The following is a 21,260-nucleotide window of genomic DNA, read 5'->3' as shown; positions in this document are numbered from 1 at the left end:
AAAGGAGTACCATAATCATGTTTGAGCAATATAATGATTTAGTAACTGTAGAAGAACTTTGTGAAATGCTATCCATCGGTAAAAATGCAGCATATACCCTACTATCCTCTAAAGACATCAAAGCTTTTCAGCAAGGTCGTATCTGGAAAATTCCTAAACAAAGCGTGATTGATTATATTTTTATTCAAAGCAAATAAAAAGTAATAGAAGACTTGGTAATTGCCAAGTCTTCTATTACTTTTTAGGTTTTATCCACAAAATAGCAATTTTATGCAGATTAGGTGAAAAGTGGAATGATTTTCTTATTTATACCTTTTAAATAATCCTTAATCTTACTAAAATTTTGCTCATCATTACTCTCATATAAATTATATTTTTGCATTTTTTCCTTATTCACTGTTATTCCTCTAAATCCCCATTTATTATCATTCGCACTATGACGTAGACGGCAGTATCTATACTGAGTGTTAAGTTTTAGCATATTAACCAGGTGTGTTCGCTTCATTGAAGTAGCCTTATAATTATATGAAAAAAACTGCTTATAAGCATTGTACAGTTCGTCAGCATAACAATCTACTAGCTCGGATTGAGTACAACACTCTTCGATGAAGGCCTCAACAATCTGTTTATTATCGATCATTTTCGCACTACTCTTCGAAGCAGATAGATCTTCTTCCCATAGTAATATCAAACCATAAATAGTAAATACGGTAATCAGCCAAAAGACAGCTTCTTGAGATAACTGCGGAAAGTTTGTTATGTTCAAATATGCAGGCGTGTTATTCTTCTTTTTGCCACTTCTCAATTCTTCATTATTAATCATTTCTTCTACTTTTCTCCCCTGCAAAGGGAGTATTTCAACAAAATTTGAAAGAAAGTTAGAGTACATATTCAAATCATCGAATTTTTCTACAACCATTAGATATTGGCTGTTACTAGTATACCTTATTTGCCCAACAGCATTATCTTTTATCTTTACTGGAATAGATTGTATGAATTTGCTAAGTCTTTTTAAATCCTTTTCACTGATATCTGAACTTTTCTCTATAACCTGTAGTATTCCCTCACATATTTTAAAGTTTGTACTTTCTATCACGCCCTTATCACTGCACAGATACGACATATTCTTTACGATCGTTTGCTCAAAAAAGTAGATCTCAGATAGCAATTTTTGCAATAAATTTATATTTGGTGTAATAGCAATAATTAACTTTGGACTGATGAATTGTTGTAAGCTTTTTTCATTTTTTTCCGTATATGTCTTTTCTAAATTAATTCTTGCAATCAGTTTAGCTATTTGATCGATATTGGCTAAATTTCCTTCTGTTAACATTAATAAGTATTTTATGAAACTAATAGGGATATCATCTAAAGCACTTGACGCATTCATATATCCAGGAACAAACTGCCAAAGTTCTCTAGCCTCATTACTAATTATTAAGTTTGATCTACTAGAATAGTTTGTAAACATCCCATGCCTTTGGTGTAAATACTGAACTATAAGTTGCAGAAAACCCTGTTTGCTATTACGATTGATTTCCAAATTATTATGTTTAGTAGCATAGGGTCTGATCATTGACATTATACTTCTAAACTGTTTCAATGACGGCCGTTGCAGCTTATCAAAAGATCTATATACTTTACCATGAAAAATGAATCCATCTTTTAAGAAATTATTAAATTTAACAGGGTCCTGATAAGTATGTACATTAAGTAGAGTCTTTTTCGTACCCGTATTCAAATATATATTATCTTCGTAGCAAACAAAAAAATCCGGGTTATCAAATATACAATCTATAGCATTATTTGCCCGTTTATATCTTTCATATTGCCAAAATATATGCTCATCCCTAGTCAATGATAATAATTGATAAAGCAGATCAATTAAACGCATAGGAGGATAATGATAACCATGCCGATTAAAAATCTCGCAATAATTATCTTTAGTAAAAAAGAAATCTTTATTCCATCTGCTATACACAGTTTTATCTTTACCAAGAAAGAATTGAGAAGTAACCAAAAAAACACTGTACTTAGCATCAAAACTATCTCTAGCATAGATCGATGCTTCATTGTGCCGCACTCCTACATTTGATGCTGCATTATTCAAAATTTGCGTGCTAATCATCTCAATAACATTGTGCCTATACTCTGCGAAGGTGGATAGATATTCATTCCAGATAGCAATTACTTTTTCATGTTTTGCATGTCGTCGCACTGCTTTTTCGGTCCGTCTAAGCGATACATGTCCAATAGTACCGCAATTATCATTTACATTAGTCATCATTAACCCCGTGTGTCAAAATTTAAAATGTGTCATTTTTTATTGTTTTATTATCAACATTTTATAGCGTTATAGAGTGCTCCGCAATCAAATTTTAAAAATTTATGATCATTAGTACATTTAAATAATAGTCATAACCACACGTAAAACGGGCGGTTTGATTATGCCCTACAAGTTCATTATACTAGCCGATTCTCAAGTCCCTCTTAAAGTCCGCTTGTGGCAACTGCTTTTTCAGTCAGCGCTAAAGGTGATTTTTTCTATGACTTTTTTACTGTTAACATGTAACTGGGTCCACTAATTCTTTCAAACTTTGAATAAACTCTCATACTTTAAAATATTATTCGAAAAATTCAATAGATGAAATTAGTGTGTTTGTTAAAAGCACTGTGCCTAATTTGATGAACATACGTGGAAACCGATTTAAAGCATATTAATTAAAGATAAACATACTAACATATAGTTAAAGAACTATACCACCTCATTTTTATATAAAACGTATCATATGACATATATAACTAGTTAATGTATACTCTATAGATTATTGGTTGAACTATTACAGCAATAGAGATAATTTATTACTAAACTATGTATAGACAATATTAATTACAAGATAGAACTTGTAATACAAGTTGAATTTTAAAAGTTACAAACCATCTAACAAAAAAGTAAATCAAAGCTTCTAAGCTTTAGAAATTTATATAATGTTAGAAGGAGTGCAGTTTATGACTAGAAAACAACAAGACGGCTCAAAGGACCAAAAACGACTAAATGTTCGATTGGATGAAGAAACCAATAGTAAACTGGATAAGTTATGTGAGATTTCAGATGATACGATAAGCAATGTAGTTCGTTCACTGATTCACCATGGAACAGTTAATGTGATTACTAATGGTAGTCAACTAATAAAATGTATAAATAAATTTAACAATACGATAAATCAGCACAACCTTCAGTTGTCTCGTGAAATAGAGAATGTACAAACTGATATTAACCAGATAAAACACATGTTACTTCAGGAAGGTACTACCAATTCAATCCTGCCAGTTTATGTAGCAAAAGCTGAGTTATTTATTGACCAACTATCTAGAAAATATCAAGAAGAGATCTATCGCATCAGTGACTATATGAAATGCTGGAGGTAGGTATGTATGACAGTTCTTAATATAACAACACAGCAACATTATGCTTTAAATGATTTATATGCCATATGTAATTATGTGGCAAACTCCAACTCGACACGTCGTGATTTGATTTATGGGAGTAATGTAAGTATGTTTTATCCTGCTGAAGACATGGAACTAGTAAAAAAAGTGTTTCATCAAGAGAACGGCAGAGCATGTTTCCATATCGTTTTGAGTCTGGAGGAAAATGACCCGATTAATTTGTCAGATTTTAAAATGCTTTCTGTAAGAGTGTGTGATTTGATTGCTAACTTTTATGGAAACTATCAGGTATTAATGGCAGTTCATATTAATACGGATAATTTGCATACCCATTTTGCAAGCAATAATATCGACTTTACAACAGGAAAGCGAATGGATTTTAATCTGGCTAAACTAGATGAAATAAAGCGTCAAATCAATAATGTTTTAAATGAGTACAATGTATCGCTGATAAAAGTCTATGATGCGCCAGTGTAGCGTAGACTTGGGCATGCTATATTTAACTTTGAAGTTTAAAGGCGTGTCGCAAAATGTTTAATACAAAAACGTACAGCGGCCCGCTTTTATTGAGTTAAAGAGAAGTAAAATCGGTTATAACTACAACCTGTATATGTGGTGATTTTCGTCAAATTCAAATATATATTATATAAATGAAGCATTCAGTAAAAAAATACAAGATATCTAACAAATTAATAAAAATATTAATAAGAAGGTGAATAATAGAGCCAATCAGATGATAATTCAAATAAACAATAGTATTAACTTTAATTAGAGACGTAAGTGTTTTAAGACATTTATGTCTTTTTTCGTTCCAGAGTATTTATTATTGAGAGCATTTTCCTATGCTCTTTTCTTATTTATAAAGTGAGGAGAAAGTTTCGATATGAATATAATGAAAAATATAATAGACTTTCCTAAAAAAAATGAACAATTAGACAACCATCATCGGCATACGATTAATCGAGGTGATGGTGTGATGACTAGTGGAAATAAGGCTAAGCAAGACTATACTCCGGTAGTTAGAATTACTCTTGTAAATCATACAGCTGAAATGCAAGCTACGTATAGCAAGAAATTTATGACACCGCTAATCGAAGGGCTTTTAAAGCGAACACAGCTCGCTCAGGCTAAGTAATAATTATTGAAATAGATTTAAGGAAGTGTTAATTATATGAATGCAGCAATATACGTGCGTGTATCTACTGACCAACAGGCTGAAAAAGGATATTCTATTGATACCCAGTTAGAAGCTTGTCGTAAATGCGCTTTTGAGTTAGGTGCAACTAGCATAGAAGAATTTATTGATGATGGATATTCAGGAGAATTCATTGATCGCCCTGCCCTGACATCAATGAGAGAAAAACTGATGAATAAGCATTTTGATTTGGTGATTGCTTATGCGCCAGATCGACTAGCTAGAAAGACAATTCATCTTCTAATTATATCGGAAGAGATAAATAAAGCCGGAGCGTTGCGAAGGTTTGCATCAGTAAATTTCGAAGCCACATCCGAAGGCGAGCTAATGTACAAGTTTCAAGGCATAGTAGCGGAATATGAAAAAGAAAAAATTAAAGAACGTACCATGCGTGGTAAACGTGGTAAAGCGTCCAAAGGATTTGTAATTAGTAATGCTAAGCCATTTGGATATGATTTTGATAAAGAAAAAAGTACATATATAATTAACGATGCGGAAGCTGAGATTATAAAAATGATATTTGATTTTATTGTCAAAGAAAAAATGGGCACAGCAAGAATATGTAAGGAACTCAATGCTCGTGGTATTCCTTCCCCGCGCGCTAAGAAAAGCTGGATTGTTTCTAGCGTACATAGGATAATAACTAATACGATTTATAAAGGTATTATAAATTCGATGAAATATCGTTATGAAAAAATTGGGTTAAATAAGAAAAAACGGACACAACGACCGGAGTCAGAGTGGATTACAATCAAAGTTCCAGCAATTATTGATGAGTTTACCTGGCAAGCGGCTCAGAGACAACTTCAGGAAAACAAAGATCGTGCTAAGCGTAATTTGAAGCGAGACTATCTTTTGAATGGCTACGTCGTATGCGCTAAGTGTGGGCGGGCTATGGTAATTTCTCACTCGGGTTGCAATAAAGCTATTAGTTATTACGCTTGCTTAAGTCAGAAAAGTTCGTCGTATGTTTACTCAGGCCAGCAGCCTTGTATAGCAAGACAAGTACCCACAAAGATACTTGATGCGCATGTTTTTGAGTATCTACTAGAATTATGTCATAATCCTGACCGGATTGCTGAATATATTCAAGCAATTTCTCCTAAAAAAGATACTCATAAACATAAGGCAGTAATCGACCAAATGATAAAAGTTGAGAAAGAAATTCTGCAACAAAGAGATACTGTAATGCGTTGGTTTAGGCAAAAGATGTTGAGTGAAAGTGAAGCTGAAATTCAGTTGAAAGACATACGTAAGCAGTTAGCTGATATTGCGCAAATGAAGAACACTTACGAATCAGAATTAGACGCGGTCTCCCCTGCCCGATCCGCAACAGAAATCGCAGATACTATTAAAATGAATCTTAATAAAGATAGTTTTACAATACATGAAAAAAGAGTTGCGTTACAGGCCGTTTTGGACAAAGTGATTGTTGAACGGGTTGATGACACTCGTGGTCGAGGTAGCCGACCTGAAATACACGTTCAAATAAAACTAAAATAACCCCAGTTCTACTTTGATAAGTGAACTGGGGTTTATTCTTTTTGTGTAATTACAATTATTTCCAGGAAATTAAATTAAATTTTATCCTAGATCTACACTTAGGTAAACTTCGTTTAATTGATCTTGGGTAATACCAATGTAACGTCGTAAATCTTTTGGTGATGAATGATTGAGTAAGTCCATTAACAATAAAACATCGGTTCCTTGCTGCCAAGCGAAATACGCGAAACTCTTTCGCATGGAATGACTGCCATAGTTCCCTCTAATATTGCACATTGCTGCTGCCTCGGTAATTAGTTGATTAGCATAAGAACGACCGATAGGTTTAAGTGTTCCCTTTTCTCCCTTTTTATGACTTGGGAACAATGGATCATCCTCTTTTTCAAGTCCGTAATGCTTAATAACGGTCTGAATCTCGTTACGTATCTTATCGGATATAGGGAACTCTTTTGTCTTCCCCGTCTTTTGTTCTTTTAGTGTAATTTTATTTACAATAGTGCCATCTTCTTTAGTTACATTGCCCACTCGTAATGCTAATAAGTCAGAGATACGAAGTGCGGAATTAACACCAATCCAAAACCATAACCCGTGTTTAATTGATTTACCCCTAAGATATAGTCTAACTGCCTCTACCTCTTTTTTATTTCTAAAAGGTTCTACAAACTTCATATAAACTGCTCCTCACAAACAACCATTATGTGAGATTGTACCCTTAGTTTGCTAATCTGTCAAGTCGCTCACTTGTTCAAAAGTGGCTATAAGCCCTTATAGATACTGGGTTTATAACAAATGCATGTAATCTCACATAATAACATTATGTGAGATTGTAATATCGCCTATCAGATTGACCTGGTTATATAAATGGCTATGTTGACATGTGTTAACATAGCCATTTATATAATGTTAACATCTTTCAATTTACACTAAAATATGTTAACATTATTGAGGGTGGGATAATGTTGTAATTAGGAGCGAATAAAATGAGTGAATTTGAAAATATATTAGAAACTTCTAGTCAGGATAAATCAAAATGGTTCACCTACGGTGGTAAAGTAGATGAAAACTTAATGCATATGCTTAAGGAAGCACAAAAATCATCAGGTCAAAAGAAATTTTCTGACTTCATGAATGATATGTTAAATATTTACCGCGAGAATAAACAAGATGCTGAACCACCACAAATGCAGGTTATTAAAAAAGCTGTTACTGACATAATCACAACTACCGAAAGTCTATTATATGCTATGCAAGTGATTGAATCAGATAAGTTTAAGACAATAGCGGACTACAAACAGCGTGCGCAGAATTCTGAAGATAATGCATTGCAGATATCAGAGAGAATATCAGAACTTGAAAGAGAACTATCTTTAACAAAAAAGGACCTAGTAACAGCGCAAGCTGAAGCTAAGTCACTTAAGGCTGAATTGAATAGTGAAATGGATCGCAAAAAAGGCATTGAGGGTATGATTAGTCGGATACAGCAGCATGCCGACGAAGCATTTGGACTTAAGGAAAAAGCTGAAACAGATTTAAAAGTATCCTTGAAGGTTGTTGCAGATGCTAAAAATAAAGCAGCTCTTTTAGAGGCCGCAAATCAAGAACTGCAGTCTAAAGTTGAGTCAAACTTATTAGCAATTAATCGAGCACAAGAAGAATTAGCATCAGAAAGACAAAACTATCAATTAACTAGTGAAAAACTAACTATCGAAACTATTGCCCGCAATCGACTAGAGGAACGTATGCAGATTCTAGAACCCCAGCTTGTAGCGGCTACCGAAAAGATCGAACTACTTCAACAAGAAGTAAATAGACTTAGACTAAGTGAACAGTCTGAAATACAAAAGTCTTCTCTTCTAGAAATCGAACTTCAAAAACTCAAAAAGTAATCTATGCTGTAATAAAAAAACTACCCTTAACCTCTTTCGTTAGGCTAAGGGTAGTTTTTTTATAATCTTATTCGTCTAATATTGTTGAGGTTTTTCAAGCTGCTTAAGTTCGCAATCAACAAACTGACTTAAAACAGCTATTACTTCTTGATAAAATTTTGGAATTCTCTTTTTTTGTGCATCTTCTGACATTTCTTTTAACCAAGTGAGATGCTCGCTAATAAAAACTGCGTAGCTGTCTTCAGCATTGTGTTCCAACAATAAAGCTGCAAATTCCAGTTCAAGACAAATGTGATCTGGCATAATGACATACTCATCGGGTATTTCAATACCAAATTCAGTATATAGTGCTTGCATGTGAAGTGCAGCATCACTCATTAGGTAGCCCTTTTCTTTTGCAAAAGCTACTTCCGCCCCTTTATCGTAAGTCCACTGGCGATATATGGACTCAACAGGCACTATTCTATTAGTATTGGGATACTGAAAACTTTCAGTGTATGATTGCTTCAGTTCAGAAAAATCAGCAAAGTTTAATTTCCAATGGGCGTATCGTTCATATGGAATGTCGTAATGAAGTATGGCAAAAGAATCTTGCAAAAAACCAACTATATCTGGCAGTTCATTTAGCAACTCTGCAGTTGGTTCCTTGAAGAACTCGGCGAACAAATTGTACAAGCCTATACGGTGATTTAGTTTACTCATAGATTTCTCCTAAATTAAACTGATAAATGTTGCGGCTGCTAAAACCAAATATCGTAAAATAAAACCACCGAGCAGTACTGCACCTTCGCTAACCAATAGCAGGCTAAATCCGGAATTAAGTTCACTGTCAATTGTGGCTGCCGTCTCATCTGCTGGGTGCAAGCCATTGTTTATAGCAATTACGTTGTGATTTTTGAAAAGCTCATATGCTTCGATAATGATTGGCAATACCAAACCAACTGTTACAAGGCCACCCCAAAAAAGCGGTGACAGCGAACCTGTCAATAATTTTGCAACTGATTGGGCGCCACCATCAATTTTGCCAGCGTTTGATAGTAACGCTATTAAAAGTAAGCCTTCTGCAAGTAAGCATAGTATATGCACCTTCTTGATTGGCATTAGGTTTGCCAACTGTCGTCTGTCAGCGTAAACACCTATTATTATCGCAGCTGCAAAGCCAGTAGATATGCCGGAAACTGTAAATAAAATAGGCAAAATATCATTATGCCAGAACGGGATAGCCTGAGATACTTGCAGCAATAAGCCGGTATAAACTGTAAGTCCAACCGCCATTACGCTTCCGATAATGCGCATGACGGCAGACTGATTTTTTGAGTACAACGCCCGCCATGCAGCATATAAAGTAATTATTTGAAAAGATGCAATTATTAAAGTTCCCACCGACATCATTGAGTTCGGAAAATTCGCCAGTATATAAATAAGGCGCAAAGGATTATGCAGACCAGCCTCTGCATCTACTACAAGAAAAATGGAACTGATAGCCACAAGCGGAAAGCTTAAAATAAGGCTATATTTCCGTATCATTTCTAAGCCTCTATTAGACCAAAATGTTTCAATTATAGTACCGAGCAAGTAAGTACCAGCAGCGATACCAGCCATAAATAAGTATATGGCAACGAGTGTACCCCAAACCATATTGCCACCTCACTCTACGTAATAAATTTTGGGCTTTGTACCTAAATTTGCAGCTAAGGCCTTTGGTTTCTTAGCTGCAATAGCTTTGGCAATTTTACTGTTAGGATCATCTAAATCACCAAAAATTCGAGCGTGAGTAAGGCAGGTGGATACACAAGCCGGAGTCCCACCCTGCTCTACTATTTCTATGCAAAATCGGCACTTATCAACTTCGCCTGTTTTACTGTTTACTGTATTAGCCTGATAAGGGCAAACGGCAACACAATATTTACAGCCAATGCATTTTTTAGAATTAACAACTACAACACCATCTGGTCTAATCTGCCTAGCTTTAGTGGGACATACAGGTGCGCAAGGAGCAGTTTCACAATGATGGCATTGAATAGGGTACACCTTCCATTTTACATTTGGATATTTACCAGTTTCTTTTTCTTCATATCTAATGAAACTATTCTCAGGTGTAAGACTATTTTGCATTTGACAGGCAACCCTGCAAGCAAAACAGCCAACACATTTATTAGTATCAATAAGCATTCCGTAGCGCGGCATTATTTAACCCCCTTACGTACTCGGACAACAGCCTCTGCCATCATACAGTGTCCAGAAATAGGCTCTAAGCGGAATGGAGCAAAGTCATTCATGCTTACGCCAAAGTTTGCTGCAGTCTTTAATCCTTTAGCAAAGCTTCCGTAACCCATAGGTAAAAACACAGCGTCAGGATGTATACGTTCAGTAACTTTGACTTTAATGGATCGCTGTGCTAAATCAGATTCAACTGTTACGTTATCGCCATCTTTTATACCAAGCTCGGCCGCTTTCGATGTATTAATCCATAAACGTTCTAAATTATAATCTTTTGCAATTTGAAGTAAATAAGGATTGTTTGCAGTAGAAGTATGAGATATATGTGCTTGCTTGCCATGGATTAAATAAAACTCGCCTTTTGCCGGCACTGCCAGCGGTGATTCCCAGACGGGAATACCAGGAAAACCGGCATCAACAAAAGCTTGAGAGTAAAACTCCACTTTCTTTGAGGCAGTTTTTAAAGCAGGGAAACCTTCTTTCCACTCTTCTTTTGCCATAACAATACCTTTGTTCTTAAAATCTGACCATTTTATACCTAATGGTTCCAACATAGCTGTATTTAGTTCATCTAGGGTAAAGTTAAAATACTTGCCGACCCCAGACTTATGGGCAATATTAGTAATAATTTCATGGAAAGGGCGTGTTTCTGAGTGTAAAACATCAATAACTTTAGAGCGTACCATTACGCACGGCTTTTTGCCAGCGTACGAACCAACTACTTCATCCCTTTCAAGAAAACTTGTCTCAGGTAATATATAATGGGCGATTTCAGCCATTTCTGACATTTGGATATCAACTACAACTAATAATTCAAGTTTTTTAAGGCCATCTGCCATGAACTGAGGATCTGGATAATTTCTTACCATATTATGCCTATAAACAATACCAGCCTTAACAGTTCCTTCGGCAGCTTTTTGAGCCATTAACTGAGGAATACCGTCTTTTGGCAGCGATAGTGGGAACTTCCCTTTTACTCCGGAACCATCAGCTCGTTCAATTTTTGATTTCGGCGGTTCAGGAAATATATTTTTATTCAAGGAGCCAAATTTTACGTTGACGCCAAAAAACAAGCCGCCTGGTTTGCCAAGGTTACCTAGCAGACCATTAACACATGCAGCAGCTCGCGCAGTCTGACTGCTATTTTGATAACTGCATCCATAAGCGCCTTTCCACGACGGTTCCAGTAATGCTTTAGGCTTGGCCGCAGCTAACTCGCGTGCAATACGTTTAATAGTTGCTGACGAAATACCGGTGATTTCTTCGGCCCATTCGGGAGTATTAAACTCTACGCCTTTTTTAAGTTCTTCAAAACCTACAGTGTTTTTTGCTACGAAATCAGCATCATAAAGATTTTCGCTAATCAAAACATTACTAATGGCTAGTAAAAGTGCTAAGTCGGTTCCAGGGCGTATCGGCACCCATTCACTAGCTAAAGGCATGGTATTATTAAGCCTAGGATCAACAATTACAATTTTCGCCTTTTTATCAGCAGATGAAGTTAGCGAAGCCAATGAAGAAGGACGAATACCTTCGGCGTAGTTACGGCCTAAAAATACAATATATTTAGCACCAGAGATATCTGCACTTGGAACATCTCCCATTGTGTAAGCGTATCCTACATCCCTTCCTGAGCGGCAAGATGTACCGTGAGTCATTACGTTAGGAGAGCCTAATGCATGCATCAATCTTGGCCCATAAAAGCTGTTAGTTGGACGGGGATTATGAGCAAAAAAGATACTGCCAGGACCGGCGGCTGCCGCAATATTCTTTAGTTGGTCACCTATTTCTGAGTAGGCCTGCTCCCAACTAATAGGCTCATATTTGCCTTCGCCTACTCTTTTTAAGGGTTTAGTCAGCCTATCTGGACTATACGGCCAAGCAATGCTGGAATGGCCGCGAGCACATAGTTTGCCTTTTGAGTAAGGATGATCAGGATGTCCTTCTACCTTCCAGACTCTGCTGTTCTTCAAATGGACAACCATACCACATTCATTAGAACACGAGCCACATAAGCTTATTTTAGTCACAGTAGGTGCTGACTCAGCGGCTTGTAACCAGTTATCAAAGCTGAATAATTCACTAGCAGCTACGGCAGAACCTGCAACGGTCACGGCTTTTAGAAATGATCGTCTAGTAAACTTTTTATCCCAAACCAACGACTCCACTCCTTACATAAATATTAAACATAATTATGATTATAGCATAGCATTTAACTATCTTCATTAAAAATCAGCGAAATGGCATTCCTGTTAATATACAGTTCCTTTGAATTCATTATTTCTCCGAATAGGCATTTTCTTTTTTATTCATCTAGGTTTATTGGTTTATGAAGGTCTTTTAAATGTACTGGCACTAATATAAGCACATGATAAGTGCTATAAATTAAAAATAAACCTAGAGCCTATTGAGGTAGACTCTAGGTTTATTTGATTAGTAAAACTAAACACTATTGTGAGTTCGCAACAACAGGTACTTTTAGTATTTGCCCATCGTTAACGCGTGCGTTTTGATCAAGTCCATTAATTGTCTTAATTTCATAAATAATTTCTCTAATATCTTCTTTATTTGTTGAATACTTTGAAGCAATACTCCATACGGTGTCTCCACTTTCTACTTGCACATTTATATAGGCTTTGGCGGGTTTATCTTGTGCTCCAAAAGCCGTACCCAGAAGTCCAATAAAAAGTATTCCAATAATAGCGGATGAAATATAATTGATCTTGATTTTATTATATTTTTTTTCATAATAACTTGACATTTTATTCTTCTGAAATGCTGTAAGATTTGGTCTATTGGCATATTTAGCAACTTTCGGTCTAGACGCAAATCGTATTTGTTCCTGACAATAATAAATGATATCTAAGAAGATATTTACTACTCTATAGAAGATCATATGTAAAAGCCTCCTGTTTTAACAATGGTAGATCTAGTATTCTTATAGCATATGACTTACCAAAATATTTCATTATTTACTACAATTTTACATTTTGCGACATGAATAGTCAAGACTTTTTACCTATATGTAGGACTAGAGGACTATAAAAAGCTATATTCTGTTTAATGATGACTTTAAGGTACAGGTGAAAATCATTTAATCTATGGTTTTATTTATTTCTTAACCAATAAATACTAGCAGCTACCAGAAATATCTGATAGCTGCTAGTGTTTTATATCTTTAGGTAGTTATACAATTATTCGCATCTAGCTGTTTTAGAGCTCCATAGATAAAATTGGATAATTTTTGCCACATGCATCAGTATCCGAGCGATTAACAATACGAAAACCCATACGTTGGTAAAATCCAACCGCATGTTCATTCTGTTCGTTAACATCTACTTTAATTACATTGTATTTTGTGATTGCATAAGTTAACAGTTTCTTCCCAATACCTGTATTTCGCATAGCGGGATCTATAAACAGCATTTCTACCTTATCTCCGTCTAAGCCTATAAAGCCAACAATTTTGCCTGTTCTATCTTTATAACAATACAAATCTATTGCATCGAAATAATTGTTTAAAATTAAAGGCTTATAATAGTTTATATCTTCCTCCGTAATAAAATTATGAGTAGCTCGAACAGAGTCTTCCCAAATCTTGATAAGACATGGATAGTCAGCTTTAGAAGGTTTGTATATTGTAAAATTACTTGTGATCTTTATAAGCGAACTAATTGCAGTATCAGCCATTTTTCGATATCCAGCTACTGAAGGATGTATGCCGTCACAATGCAATGCTGGCTTTAGCTTTGACCCGGTACGATCTGCCATTTCCTTATGAAAATCAATGTAGACGACATTATTGATTATTGCAAATTCCCGGATTTTTTCACGATACTGACTAAGTAATGTTTCCTCAAAGCTATCGTTACAGGGTATTGGGAGACCTATAATTGGCATAATGGAATGTTGCAAAGCTAACTCTACCATTTCTTTGATATTACTAAGAACACAATCAGCTTTTGTGCAGCAATATGCATCATTTGTCCCGCCCATAATTATGACATGCGATGGGTTATTTAAAATAACTTCCTTGGCAAAGCGATTCAGCATCCCAGAAGTGGTATCTCCGTTGATTCCTTTATTGTAATACTCTATTCGAAACTCTTTCGCCGCTATATTAAACCAGGATTGATCTTGTGAGTATGGAAAACCATAAGTTATTGAATCCCCTATTGCAATTATCTTTATAGTTTTAATTTTGGTTCACCTCTTACTGGAAATTTACTACTTAACATTATATATTATAGATATTCTTGTAAATATAAATGGACTAACCTATCGTGAAGAAATAAAAATTCAGGCTTAAACTTAAACTATAACAAAAAGCAAGAGGAGCTGGTTCAGATATCTTTTTGGATCTATCTGAACCAGCTCCTCTTTTAGTAAGTATTATAATAATTACTAAAAGATTACTACACATCACTCGCCAGTGATCATACAATCGTTATTTGTTCCTATTCGACATTTATAGTATTTAAAATTCATTTCCCCAAAATCAAAATATAGTACATTTAATTTTATCACTTTTCTTCTCTCAATTGCATTAGCTTATCTTGTAATTGCTGTAATAAAAGTCTGTTTTCACAAGCTATAAATACAAGCTTTTGATGAGACTCTAAATTCCTTCCATAGCTACTGAGAATAGAATAACTGCCTTGCATTTCGGTGAGTATAATGGCTGCAGCTGCATAGTCCCAAATACTAAGTTTTGCTGAGATATAAGCACTAAGGAGTCCAGTAGCTAATTTACAGATTGCGATCGAAGCAACACCGTATGATCGATGACCACGTATATGGTTAATTAATGCCGAAAATTTGATGTTATGTTCAAGTATGAATCGGTTAATTGTATTAAGACTGCAATCAACTATTGCCTCAGATAAATTTTCGATCGGGGGCTTCCGTTCTAAAGGGAGGTCATTTATCCATGCCCCTTTACGAGTTATGCCCAAGTATAAGTCATCCGCCATTACATCATATACTACTCCTATGTATGGCTGTTGGTTCTTGTACAGTGCAATAGAGACAGCAAAATCCTGACCAAAACTTATGAAGTTGGTCGTGCCATCAATAGGGTCAATAATCCAGGTGTAACTACAATTGCTAGATGCTTCCACAGTATTTTCTTCTGTTATAAAACCATGAGCAGGAAATTCTGACTTAATTTTAGCTACAATAAATTTTTCTATTTCTATATCAAAATTAGTAACTAAGTTACATAGTTCATCTTCTTTTAAAGAAATTTGCTTTTGTCTGGTTGCAACCTGGCGCAATTTTTCGCCAGACTGATAAGCCAAACTCTTCATAAAATGAACATACTTATCTTCTTGGCTTTCAAAATAACTCAGTGTTTCTATAGGGCAAAGCAATTGTCCGAGCTCGGTTGTAGTTCCGTAGTCGCCATGAAAGTCACTGCCGCCAGTTAAAATGAGATTATTTTTATCGGCCAGTTGTTTAATTTTTTCGTGATCATCGGCAGTATGCATCTCATGATATAACTCAATACCGTCGAGTCCTGCGCTAATTAGCTGCTCAACGATGCAATAAGTGCTTTGATAACCCGGATGAGCCAAAACAGCTATACCGCCATCTGCTTTTATAGCCCGTACAGCTTCTGTAACATCTACATATTCAATCTCACCAGCACATATGCCTCTACCCTTAAACAATTCCTCATATAAGGGAGAGTATATGTTGTCCGTATAGCCCTGCTTTACTAGATAGGACATTATATGTTGTTTGTAACTAGCTCTGCCAGCACGTTCCCGATTTATTTCGTCTTTATTTATATTGTAGCCATGAGCTATGAGCTGCTCTATTTGCCATAATGATTTTTGCAGGCGTTGTTCTAAAAGAGGTTGGCACAATTTAGTAATATTAGGTGCTTTTAAATTAAAATTATAACCAAGTATATGAATTTTTTTCCTAGTAATTTTATCTACGGCTGAAATTTCCACTCCAGGTATTACCTTTATACCCATTTTGGTACCTATATAAATAGCTTGCTGCAGACCTTCAACTGTATCATGATTAGTTATAGCTATATGAGTTAGCCCATTTTTCTTTGCAAGGACTAGTGTCTCAAAAATGTTTAACGAACCATCTGATATATCTGTATGAATATGAAGATCTATTTTCATTATTACCTTCCTTTACATACGCTCACCTTTTATCACTTAAGTTTTGCTTTAAGCTTGCTTGAACAAATTTCAAGAATTATTGCAAATGCTAAAATAAAATATGTTATTACCCCTAGTTCACGACTACTAAAATAAAAATTCCCAGCCATAAACAGCTCGTAACCAATTCCGCCTGCTCCCGCTGCTGCCCCCATAGCTACAGCGTTGGCGAAATTAATTTCAAATCGTATAAAGGTCCACGCCATTAAATAGGTTTGTGATGATGGAATAACTGCCTGAAACACAATTTGCCACCAGTTTGCACCGCTGGCCTTTAATGCTTCGATAACACCTTCATCAAGTTCTTCAAAAGACTCTGAATATGTTTTTATCAAATATCCCACACTGTGAAAACTAAGTCCAAGCACAGCTGCGACACTACCTAGGCCAGCAGCTACTGCAAAAATTAGCACCCATAGCACTGTTGGCACGGCTCTAATAAAGGCTACAACCCCTTTTATTAAATCAGATATTAGCTTATTACTCAAATTTCTTGCAGCTAGAAGTCCAAAGAAAATTGCTAAAACCGCTCCAATCATAGTAGTTAAAAAAGCCAAGCCTATAGTTACTAAGACTTGATAGCCGGCTTCAGCTAACGTGAAGTGTGTAGCTTGTGGCTGCGTAAACATAATAATTACATTTTCCGCAGTCTGCTGTAAAGCATTCCAAAAATCCAGCTGTTTATAGTCAAAAGTTAGCACTCCATAAAATGTTAGCAAAGTCAATACGGCAATTGTATAACTAATTATATTCTGCCTTTTGTCAAACGTCTTTGTCCGTATCTGGCCTTGCCGGTCTCGAATTACATGATTATCTAAACATAATTCCATTATAAAATCACCCTTCTTATGTAATTAGAGATATATTCGATGGCGATTATTACAATTATTATCAGCACTACTACCAAGCTGGCACTATTATAATCAAAGCTTTTATAGTATAAGTTGAATAAATGTCCAACACCTGTGCCTGTAAGCATACCGACAAGAGTAGAGCTGCGAATATTGGTCTCTATCATAAACAAAACCCAGCTTATTATCTGTGTAATACTCGACGGCATTATAGCTTGAAATACTACTTGGAAATAGGTTGCGCCTGTCGCCTCTAAAGCTTCGACTGAACTTGTACTTACTTCTTCAATTGTTTCGATAAAGGACCTTGTCAAAAAGCCAAATGTTGCAAAAAATAAGGCAAAATAACCGGAAACTATATTTTGTCCGAACGACAAAAGCAGCACTATGGCCCAAACTGTATCTGGTACATTACGAAAAAATGACGCGATTAACCGACAGGTCATTGTTAATATCAAATTTGATCGTGTGCTCATCAAAGCAAACAACAAAGCAAATATGCTGGCAGTAGTTGTGGTGACTATTGCTAAGAGTACTGTTTCTTTAAGTTTAGATAGTATTGAAGGAAGGTTATCTAAGGATTGGGCATTAGGATAAAAGTTAGCAATCATCCAGGTCATAGCGTTAGGGATAGCCGTTATAGCATCTACTAGGTTAAACTCAGTTATCTGCATAGATGCGGCAGATAGAATAATCAAGAATATAAACATGAGAGTAATATTGCGTTGACGATTTTGGGCAATTTCTATTCCCATTTCTTACACTCCTAATCTATTATTAGTTCGCCCTGCTTCGAGCCATAAATTTCATGAATTGTTTCTTCTTTAAGTTCAGCTGGCACGCCAGCATAAATAATTCGGCCGCCGCGGATTCCAATAATTCTATCAGAATACCGCAAGGCTACATCAACTTGATGTAAGTTGACTAGACATGTTATGCCCATATCACGATTAATATCTTTTAAATAATCCATAATAACTTTCGCCGAACTGGGATCAAGTGACGCTATCGGTTCATCACATAGCACCAGCTTAGGGTCTTGGATCAGCGCGCGGGCAATACCCACGCGCTGTTTTTGACCACCACTCAGCTCATCACAACGTTTATAAGCATGTTCCTGCAGACCAAGTCTTGCTAGAATGCCAAAAGCCTGCACTTTTTCCGCCTCGCTATAACGACCAAGAACTCCGGATAAAGTTGATTTATAGCCCAATCGTCCATGTAAAACATTCTCAATTACACTAAGACGGTTAACAAGATTATAGTGCTGAAAAATCATTCCGATTTTTGTGCGTTGTTTTCTAAGTTCTGTTTTATTCAGTTCTAAAACATTAACGCCATCAAATATAATCTGGCCGCTTGTAGCCTCTATCATGCGGTTAATGCAGCGAAGAAGTGTTGACTTGCCAGCACCAGATGGTCCTATTATTGATACTAACTCTCCTCTATTTACAGAAAAATTGATATTGCTTAGGGCGATTGTATCTTTATATTCCTTATATAGGTTCTTGCATTCTAGTACTGTCATCAATTACTCTCCTTACGTTTACCAGCATCAATTATTTTGTTAGATCGCGTATCGGCTGAAACCAGGCGTCATCGATTTTTACAAATTGCTCATTTTTAGTCTTGCTAAACATGCCAGTAAAGTTTTGGCCTTTTGGAACAAACACTTTAGGATTGTTATTTATCTCTGGTGATGTCAAGGCTGCTAGAATTTTTTCTTGGTCTTCTTTCGACAGCATTTTGGTATTCATAACAAGAGGTGAGTTTAGCACTGGCGTTGATGAAATAACCACGTATTCTTTGCCAATTAATTTTTGGAAAGGCTCCCCTGCCCCTTCTTTAATGGCGTAAACTGCTCCTACCTTATTTTCTTCCCCACTTGTTAGCTTAATATAAGGGCGTAATACCTCATCACAGAATGCGGCCACTTGAACTTTGCCAGTAAGTAGGTTTACTGCTGCACCTTGGTGCGATCCTCCAAACATTACTTCTTTGAAGAATTTATCTTTTCCGCCTTCCATTAGGTCAGCAGCTTTAATATTTTTCCATTTATCGGCAGCAGAAAACTTTTTTACAATACCGGAGCTTGGTACTTTAAAACCTGATGTCGAACTGTTGGAGACAAAAGACATTGTCTTACCTTCAATTTTATCTATTGCATAAGTGTTGTTGCTTTTATATTCATCTTCCGCACCTTTATTTACAGTAAGCCACGAATAATATACAGCATCATTTATTGTGCCTGAAGGACCACTCGACACTACCAATGGCAGAACTGCAGCATTTTTATTATGAGCTTCGACATAACCTTGTGGTCCCAAATATGCTAATGCGGCTTTATTATTAGCTAATGTTTCAACAGTAATAGCGTAGTCAGTTGTTAGCTTATGCTCAACCTTTTTGCCTGTAGCCTTTTCGATAATCTTGCCGATTTCTTCCCGTGCTCCCTTATGTCCTTCACTCGATTCATTAGGCAGCCACACCATGACTATGTCCTTACTTTCAGCAGTGACACCTGCATTTTTAGAACTTCCACAGCCAGTTAATGATGTTAATCCAACGATTGCTAATAAAGCCAGAGCCAATAAACGTTTTTTCATTATAGTTATACCCCTTACGTTTTATTTTTTTTAAACAATATAAGGACTTTAAACCAACTGACCTGCCGAAATATTAAATTGCTTATCACACACCCCCTGCATAAATTCAATATCGTGAAATATTCCCAACATAGTAGTTCCTTCTGCTTTGAGTTGCTCAATAAGTTCTCTCACTTTAACTTTTGAAGCATTGTCCAGACTAGCAGTAGGCTCATCAAGCAGCAGTAAGCGTGGTCGTTTCACCATAGCTCGAGCAATGTTGAGACGTAATTTTTCACCGCCTGAAAAATTAGTGGGATAACTATCCCAGAGTTCTTCATCTAATTCAAAGTGGGTAAGCATTTTAACGGCCTGTTGCCGACAATAATCCTTGGCATAACCCATATCAAGCAAAGCCTGTTCCACTATCTCAATAGCAGTGGTCCGTGGCATTACACTCAGAAACTGTGAAACATAACCGATTTCATAGCGTCGCAGATAGATAATCTGCCTTTCGCTGGCTGCAGCCATATTAATTCGGCCAAATTTTTGCGAATTGTACCATATTTCCCCGTTGCTAGGTGAATAAGTCCGATAAATACATTTGAGGATTGTTGATTTACCGCTGCCGCTTTTACCTACAATTCCAACAAACTCGCCGTTATTTAGTGAAATATTAATTTGCTGGGAAGCATGGATATGCTTGTCTATACTATGGATAGTAAATGATTTACCGAGGTTCTCAATTTCAAGCAGTGCTGTCATTACCTCACCCTTTGTAATGTTTTTTGACAAAACTTGCTGCGTCCAGCAAAAAGTCATTAAAGTTAGCCTTTATCTTGTCATGTGGCCAATCCCACCATCTTATTGCTTCGAGTTTCTCGACAATATCAGGTGAAAACCTTGATCTCACGACTCTAGCTGGTGAGCCTACAACAATTGTATATGGCTCGACATTTCTAGTGACAATTGCACCACTGCCGATAACTGCTCCGTTGCCTATACTAACTTCGGGCATTATTATTGCACCGTGACCAATCCAGGTATCATAGCCGATATATGTTTTACGGCTAGAGCGCTGTTTAAAAAACTCCACGTCATCCACATCGTCGAAGCCATACATTCTGCGTCGATATGTAAAATGATGCATAGTAGGTCTGTACATCGGATGGTCTGTCGGTCCAATACGAACCATAGCAGCGATATTGGCAAACTTCTTAACTTCAGCATTCTGGAGATAGCAAAACTCCATGACATATGAATAATCGTCTAATATAACGTTTTCCAAAAAGCTGTGCTTACCAACCTCCGTATAGCGGCCAAAAGTTGTATTAATTATCGTAACGGCTTGACCAATTTGCGGTTCTATCCCTAATACCATGTCTTCC

21 protein-coding genes are annotated in these 21,260 nt (G+C 36.2%); 6 read left to right on the top strand and 15 right to left on the bottom strand.

Going from position 1 to position 21,260, the window contains the following annotated elements; all coding sequences use genetic code 11:
• Positions 1–17 precede the first annotated feature (17 nt).
• Positions 18–197 carry a helix-turn-helix domain-containing protein gene (locus tag V6C17_RS12870; protein ID WP_333522978.1) on the top strand — a complete coding sequence of 60 codons (180 nt, stop codon included), beginning with the start codon at positions 18–20 and terminating at the stop codon, positions 195–197.
• Between the two features lie 80 nt (positions 198–277).
• On the opposite strand, the gene V6C17_RS12865 is transcribed toward V6C17_RS12870, so the two are convergent.
• On the bottom strand, positions 278–2,284 hold the full coding sequence (locus V6C17_RS12865; RefSeq protein WP_333522977.1) for a hypothetical protein: 2,007 nt from the start codon (positions 2,282–2,284) through the stop codon (positions 278–280).
• A gap of 725 nt (positions 2,285–3,009) precedes the next feature.
• Between V6C17_RS12865 and V6C17_RS12860 the strand changes: the two genes are divergently transcribed.
• The 4 genes from V6C17_RS12860 (at position 3,010) to V6C17_RS12845 (ending at position 6,148) form a co-directional block, all read left to right on the top strand.
• Positions 3,010–3,429: a hypothetical protein gene (locus V6C17_RS12860; RefSeq protein WP_333522976.1), complete on the top strand. Its 420-nt coding sequence runs from the start codon at positions 3,010–3,012 to the stop codon at positions 3,427–3,429.
• Between the two features lie 6 nt (positions 3,430–3,435).
• A complete protein-coding gene (locus V6C17_RS12855) occupies positions 3,436–3,927 on the top strand; it encodes a relaxase/mobilization nuclease domain-containing protein (protein WP_333522975.1) in 492 nt (163 codons plus the stop codon).
• A 406-nt stretch (positions 3,928–4,333) separates the two neighbouring features.
• Positions 4,334–4,585 (top strand): hypothetical protein, encoded by a 252-nt coding sequence (locus V6C17_RS12850; protein WP_333522974.1) that lies wholly within the window; start codon positions 4,334–4,336, stop codon positions 4,583–4,585.
• 36 nt (positions 4,586–4,621) lie between these two features.
• Entirely contained in the window at positions 4,622–6,148 is a 1,527-nt protein-coding gene (locus tag V6C17_RS12845) for a recombinase family protein (RefSeq protein WP_333522973.1), read from the top strand.
• An 81-nt stretch (positions 6,149–6,229) separates the two neighbouring features.
• Here the strand turns inward: V6C17_RS12845 and V6C17_RS12840 are convergent, their stop codons facing one another.
• Complete coding sequence (locus V6C17_RS12840; RefSeq protein WP_333522972.1) at positions 6,230–6,817, bottom strand: tyrosine-type recombinase/integrase; 588 nt, start codon at positions 6,815–6,817, stop codon at positions 6,230–6,232.
• Positions 6,818–7,128: 311 nt separating this feature from the next.
• On the opposite strand from V6C17_RS12840, the gene V6C17_RS12835 reads away from it, so the two are divergent.
• Positions 7,129–8,034, top strand: coding sequence for a hypothetical protein (locus V6C17_RS12835; RefSeq protein ID WP_333522971.1), 906 nt, complete (start codon positions 7,129–7,131; stop codon positions 8,032–8,034).
• A 75-nt stretch (positions 8,035–8,109) separates the two neighbouring features.
• Here V6C17_RS12835 and V6C17_RS12830 read toward each other — a convergent pair whose 3' ends face one another.
• The 13 genes from V6C17_RS12830 to V6C17_RS12770 all read right to left on the bottom strand — a co-directional run bounded on the left by V6C17_RS12830 (position 8,110) and on the right by V6C17_RS12770 (position 21,253).
• The gene (locus V6C17_RS12830) at positions 8,110–8,736 is read right to left on the bottom strand and encodes a TorD/DmsD family molecular chaperone (protein ID WP_333522970.1); all 627 of its coding nucleotides are present in this window, start codon (positions 8,734–8,736) and stop codon (positions 8,110–8,112) included.
• A gap of 9 nt (positions 8,737–8,745) precedes the next feature.
• Positions 8,746–9,672 carry an NrfD/PsrC family molybdoenzyme membrane anchor subunit gene (gene nrfD / locus V6C17_RS12825; protein WP_333522969.1) on the bottom strand — a complete coding sequence of 309 codons (927 nt, stop codon included), beginning with the start codon at positions 9,670–9,672 and terminating at the stop codon, positions 8,746–8,748.
• Between the two features lie 9 nt (positions 9,673–9,681).
• Positions 9,682–10,221 (bottom strand): 4Fe-4S dicluster domain-containing protein, encoded by a 540-nt coding sequence (locus V6C17_RS12820; RefSeq protein ID WP_333522968.1) that lies wholly within the window; start codon positions 10,219–10,221, stop codon positions 9,682–9,684.
• Positions 10,221–12,413 carry a molybdopterin-containing oxidoreductase family protein gene (locus V6C17_RS12815; protein ID WP_333522967.1) on the bottom strand — a complete coding sequence of 731 codons (2,193 nt, stop codon included), beginning with the start codon at positions 12,411–12,413 and terminating at the stop codon, positions 10,221–10,223. Before V6C17_RS12815 ends, V6C17_RS12820 begins: the two co-directional genes overlap by 1 nt.
• Positions 12,414–12,703: 290 nt before the next feature.
• Positions 12,704–13,150, bottom strand: coding sequence for a LysM peptidoglycan-binding domain-containing protein (locus V6C17_RS12810; protein ID WP_333522966.1), 447 nt, complete (start codon positions 13,148–13,150; stop codon positions 12,704–12,706).
• Between the two features lie 317 nt (positions 13,151–13,467).
• On the bottom strand, positions 13,468–14,430 hold the full coding sequence (locus tag V6C17_RS12805; protein WP_333522986.1) for a GNAT family N-acetyltransferase: 963 nt from the start codon (positions 14,428–14,430) through the stop codon (positions 13,468–13,470).
• Positions 14,431–14,777: 347 nt separating this feature from the next.
• On the bottom strand, positions 14,778–16,397 hold the full coding sequence (locus tag V6C17_RS12800) for an inositol monophosphatase family protein (protein ID WP_333522965.1): 1,620 nt from the start codon (positions 16,395–16,397) through the stop codon (positions 14,778–14,780).
• Between the two features lie 32 nt (positions 16,398–16,429).
• Positions 16,430–17,266 (bottom strand): PhnE/PtxC family ABC transporter permease, encoded by an 837-nt coding sequence (locus V6C17_RS12795; protein WP_333522964.1) that lies wholly within the window; start codon positions 17,264–17,266, stop codon positions 16,430–16,432.
• Positions 17,266–18,042 (bottom strand): PhnE/PtxC family ABC transporter permease, encoded by a 777-nt coding sequence (locus V6C17_RS12790; protein WP_333522963.1) that lies wholly within the window; start codon positions 18,040–18,042, stop codon positions 17,266–17,268. The genes V6C17_RS12795 and V6C17_RS12790 overlap by 1 nt, the downstream gene beginning before the upstream one ends.
• An 11-nt stretch (positions 18,043–18,053) precedes the next feature.
• On the bottom strand, positions 18,054–18,815 hold the full coding sequence (gene phnC / locus V6C17_RS12785) for a phosphonate ABC transporter ATP-binding protein (protein WP_333522962.1): 762 nt from the start codon (positions 18,813–18,815) through the stop codon (positions 18,054–18,056).
• A 31-nt stretch (positions 18,816–18,846) separates the two neighbouring features.
• On the bottom strand, positions 18,847–19,893 hold the full coding sequence (locus tag V6C17_RS12780; protein ID WP_333522961.1) for a phosphate/phosphite/phosphonate ABC transporter substrate-binding protein: 1,047 nt from the start codon (positions 19,891–19,893) through the stop codon (positions 18,847–18,849).
• Positions 19,894–19,941: 48 nt separating this feature from the next.
• A complete protein-coding gene (phnL, locus tag V6C17_RS12775) occupies positions 19,942–20,637 on the bottom strand; it encodes a phosphonate C-P lyase system protein PhnL (RefSeq protein ID WP_333522960.1) in 696 nt (231 codons plus the stop codon).
• Between the two features lie 4 nt (positions 20,638–20,641).
• Positions 20,642–21,253, bottom strand: coding sequence for a hypothetical protein (locus tag V6C17_RS12770; protein WP_333522959.1), 612 nt, complete (start codon positions 21,251–21,253; stop codon positions 20,642–20,644).
• Positions 21,254–21,260: the final 7 nt, after the last annotated feature.

This window comes from Dendrosporobacter sp. 1207_IL3150 (genome assembly GCF_036763085.1).
Lineage (GTDB): Bacteria > Bacillota > Negativicutes > DSM-1736 > Dendrosporobacteraceae > JBAIYU01.
This window is presented reverse-complemented; position numbering and strand designations above follow the sequence as displayed.

Coding starts and splice junctions, on each gene's coding strand:
- V6C17_RS12870 (WP_333522978.1), top strand. CDS start 18: ATGTTTGAGCAATATAATGATTTAGTAACTGTAGAAGAACTTTGTGAA.
- V6C17_RS12865 (WP_333522977.1), bottom strand. CDS start 2,284: ATGACTAATGTAAATGATAATTGCGGTACTATTGGACATGTATCGCTT.
- V6C17_RS12860 (WP_333522976.1), top strand. CDS start 3,010: ATGACTAGAAAACAACAAGACGGCTCAAAGGACCAAAAACGACTAAAT.
- V6C17_RS12855 (WP_333522975.1), top strand. CDS start 3,436: ATGACAGTTCTTAATATAACAACACAGCAACATTATGCTTTAAATGAT.
- V6C17_RS12850 (WP_333522974.1), top strand. CDS start 4,334: ATGAATATAATGAAAAATATAATAGACTTTCCTAAAAAAAATGAACAA.
- V6C17_RS12845 (WP_333522973.1), top strand. CDS start 4,622: ATGAATGCAGCAATATACGTGCGTGTATCTACTGACCAACAGGCTGAA.
- V6C17_RS12840 (WP_333522972.1), bottom strand. CDS start 6,817: ATGAAGTTTGTAGAACCTTTTAGAAATAAAAAAGAGGTAGAGGCAGTT.
- V6C17_RS12835 (WP_333522971.1), top strand. CDS start 7,129: ATGAGTGAATTTGAAAATATATTAGAAACTTCTAGTCAGGATAAATCA.
- V6C17_RS12830 (WP_333522970.1), bottom strand. CDS start 8,736: ATGAGTAAACTAAATCACCGTATAGGCTTGTACAATTTGTTCGCCGAG.
- nrfD (WP_333522969.1), bottom strand. CDS start 9,672: ATGGTTTGGGGTACACTCGTTGCCATATACTTATTTATGGCTGGTATC.
- V6C17_RS12820 (WP_333522968.1), bottom strand. CDS start 10,221: ATGCCGCGCTACGGAATGCTTATTGATACTAATAAATGTGTTGGCTGT.
- V6C17_RS12810 (WP_333522966.1), bottom strand. CDS start 13,150: ATGATCTTCTATAGAGTAGTAAATATCTTCTTAGATATCATTTATTAT.
- V6C17_RS12800 (WP_333522965.1), bottom strand. CDS start 16,397: ATGAAAATAGATCTTCATATTCATACAGATATATCAGATGGTTCGTTA.
- V6C17_RS12795 (WP_333522964.1), bottom strand. CDS start 17,266: ATGGAATTATGTTTAGATAATCATGTAATTCGAGACCGGCAAGGCCAG.
- V6C17_RS12790 (WP_333522963.1), bottom strand. CDS start 18,042: ATGGGAATAGAAATTGCCCAAAATCGTCAACGCAATATTACTCTCATG.
- phnC (WP_333522962.1), bottom strand. CDS start 18,815: ATGACAGTACTAGAATGCAAGAACCTATATAAGGAATATAAAGATACA.
- V6C17_RS12780 (WP_333522961.1), bottom strand. CDS start 19,893: ATGAAAAAACGTTTATTGGCTCTGGCTTTATTAGCAATCGTTGGATTA.
- phnL (WP_333522960.1), bottom strand. CDS start 20,637: ATGACAGCACTGCTTGAAATTGAGAACCTCGGTAAATCATTTACTATC.
- V6C17_RS12770 (WP_333522959.1), bottom strand. CDS start 21,253: ATGGTATTAGGGATAGAACCGCAAATTGGTCAAGCCGTTACGATAATT.